Here is a 3,068-nt window from a genome sequence, read left to right on the forward strand (position 1 = left end):
AAGCCGGGCGTCGGATTGGTGGCGAGCAGCAGCGTCGTGCCCGCACCGTCTGCGCCATAGGCGTGCGCCAGCGTGCCCGTCAGGTTCGCCGCCGGCGTGCCCGTATAGTCGTCCGCGCCGCCAAGGTTCGGCGACGCATCCGTATGCGTCGCCGTCTCGTCGTCCGTGTACACGACCGAATTCGGGCCAACGCTCGGGCCGTCGTCGGCGAAGCGGATGTTGCCGCCGAGATCGACGGTCGCGCTGTCGGTCGCCTTGTCGCCGTCACCGTCGGTGATGGTCGCCGTCGCCGTCAGGTTCACCAGCCCCGTGTTCAGGACCGCGAACTGATCGTCGTACGGAGCCGAGCTGTCATTGTTGTTGGCGTGGTCGATCTCCGCAAATTGCGTCAGCGTCACGACGCCCGAGGCGTTCACGGAGATCGTGAAGATCGTGTTGCCGGTGTTTACGCCGGCCGTCGAACTCGAGGTCGAGCCGGTGATCACGCCGTTGATGTTGTGGAGGAAAATGCTCGCGCCGTTGCTGTCGAGCGTCGAATCGACGCCGTTCGAGCCGGCGAGGCTCAGCGAATAGCCGAGCGCCGTCACCGAGCCCGGGCCATCCGCGCCATAGGCCTGGCTGGCGATCGAGAACACGCCGGAGAAGTTCGCGGTCGAGGTCGCAACGTCCTGCGCGGTTGGATCGCCATCGGTCTCCGCATCCTGCGTCGTCAGCAGGACATTCGCCTCGTTCGTTGCGGCCACGTCGATCGCCGGGCCGTCGTCCGCAAAGCGGATGTTGCCGCCGAGATCGACGGTTGCACTGTCCGTCGCCTTGTCGCCGTCACCATCGGTGATGGTCGCGGTCGCCGTCAGGCGCACCAATCCCGTGTTCAGAACCGCGAACTGGTCATCATACGGAGCCGACGTGTCGTTGTTATTGGCGTGGTCGATCTCTGCAAACTGCGTCAGCGTGACAACGCCCGAGCCGTCCACCGAGATCGTGAAGATCGTGTTGTTCACGTTCACGCCGGCTGTCGAGCTCGAGGTCGAGCCAGTGATCACACCGTTGATGTTGTGGAGGTAAATGCTCGCGCCGTTGCTGTCGAGCGTCGAATCCACGCCGTTCGAACCGAACAGGCTTAGCGAGTAACCGAGCGCCGTCACCGAGCCCGGACCGTCTGCGCCGTAGGCCTGGCTGGCGATCGCAAACACGCCGGAGAAGTTCGCCGTGGAGGTCGCAACATCCTGCGCGGTCGGATTGCCGTCCGTCTCCGCATCCTGCGTCGTCAGCAGGATGTTGGCCTCGTTGGTCGCCGCGACATCGATCGCCGGGCCATCATCCGCAAAGCGGATGTTGCCGCCGAGGTCGACGGTCGCGCTGTCAGTCGCCGTGTCACCGTCACCGTCGGTGATGGTCGCCGTCGCCGTCAGGTTCACGAGGCCGGTGTTGAGGACCGCAAACTGGTCGTCATACGGAGCCGAGGTGTCGTTGTTGTTGGCGTGGTCAATCTCCGCGAACTGCGTCAGCGTCACGACGCCCGTGCTGCTCACTTCGATCGTGAAGATCGTGTTGCCCGGGGTTACCCCCGCCGTCGAGCTGGAGGTCGAGCCGGTGATCACGCCGTTGATGTTGTGCAGGAAGATGCTCGCACCGTCGCTGTCGAGCGTCGAATCCACGCCGTTCGAGCCGGCGAGGCTCAGCGAATAGCCGAGCGCAGTGACCGAGCCCGGGCCGTCCGCGCCGTAGGCCTGGCTCGCGATGGAGAACACGCCCGAGAAGTTCGCCGTGGAGGTCGAAACGTCCTGCGCGGTCGGATTGCCGTCGGTCTCCGCATCCTGCGTCGTCAGCAGGACGTTCGACTCGTTCGTCGCCCTGACGTCGATCGCCGGGCCGTCGTCCGCGAAGCGGATGTTGCCGCCGAGATCGACAATCGCGCTGTCGGTCGCCTTGTCGCCGTCACCGTCGGTGATGGTCGCCGTCGCCGTCAGGTTGACGAGGCCCGTGTTCAGGACCGCGAACTGGTCGTCGTACGGAGCCGAGGTGTCGTTGTTGTTGGCGTGGTCGATCTCTGCAAACTGCGTCAGCGTCACGACGCCCGAGGCGTTCACCGAGATTGTGAAGATCGTGTTGCCGGTGTTTACGCCGGCCGTCGAGCTGGAGGTCGAGCCGGTGATCACGCCGTTGATGTTGTGCAGGAAGATGCTCGCGCCGTTGCTGTCGAGCGTCGAATCCACGCCGTTCGAGCCGACGAGGCTGAGCGAATAGCCGAGCGCCGTCACCGAGCCCGGGCCGTCTGCGCCGTAGGCCTGGCTGGCGATCGCAAACACGCCGGAGAAGTTCGCGGTCGAGGTCGCGACGTCCTGTGCGGTCGGATTGCCGTCGGTCTCCGCATCCTGCGTCGTCAGCAGGATGTTCGCCTCGTTGGTCGCCGCCACGTCGATCGACGGACCGTCGTCGGCGAAGCGGATGTTGCCGCCGAGGTCGACGGTTGCGCTGTCGGTCGCAGTGTCACCGTCACCATCGGTGATGGTCGCCGTCGCCGTCAGGTTGACCAGGCCGGTGGTGAGGACCGCAAACTGGTCGTCATACGGCGCCGAGGTGTCGTTGTTGTTGGCGTGATCGATTTCCGCGAATTGCGTCAGCGTCACGACGCCCGAAGCGTTCACGGAGATCGTGAAGATCGTGTTGCCGGTATTCACGCCGGCCGTCGAGCTCGAGGTCGAGCCGGTGATCACGCCGTTGATATTGTGGAGGTAAATGCTCGCGCCGTTGCTGTCGAGCGTCGAATCGACGCCGTTCGAGCCGGCGAGGCTCAGCGAATAGCCGAGCGCCGTCACCGAGCCCGGACCGTCGGAACCGAACGCCTGACTGGCGATCGCAAACACGCCGGAGAAGTTCGCGGTCGAGGTCGCAACGTCCTGCGCGGTTGGATCGCCGTCGGTCTCCGCATCCTGCGTCGTCAGCAGGATGTTCGCCTCGTTGGTCGCCGCCACGTCGATCGACGGACCGTCGTCCTGGAAGCCGATATACTTGCCGATGCTGATGGCCTGCGAGGAGACCTGGTCGAGGTCGTGGTCGGTGATGGT

The 3,068-nt window shown here is 65.0% G+C and carries 1 protein-coding gene; it reads right to left on the minus strand.

The features are described from left to right. Window positions 1-3,068: beta strand repeat-containing protein (locus JQ628_RS34225; protein ID WP_249128764.1), on the minus strand; the 3,068-nt coding region annotated here is incomplete at both ends.

Origin of the sequence: Bradyrhizobium lablabi, from assembly GCF_018129385.1 — a bacterium.
Classification (GTDB): Bacteria; Pseudomonadota; Alphaproteobacteria; order Rhizobiales; family Xanthobacteraceae; genus Bradyrhizobium; species Bradyrhizobium lablabi_C.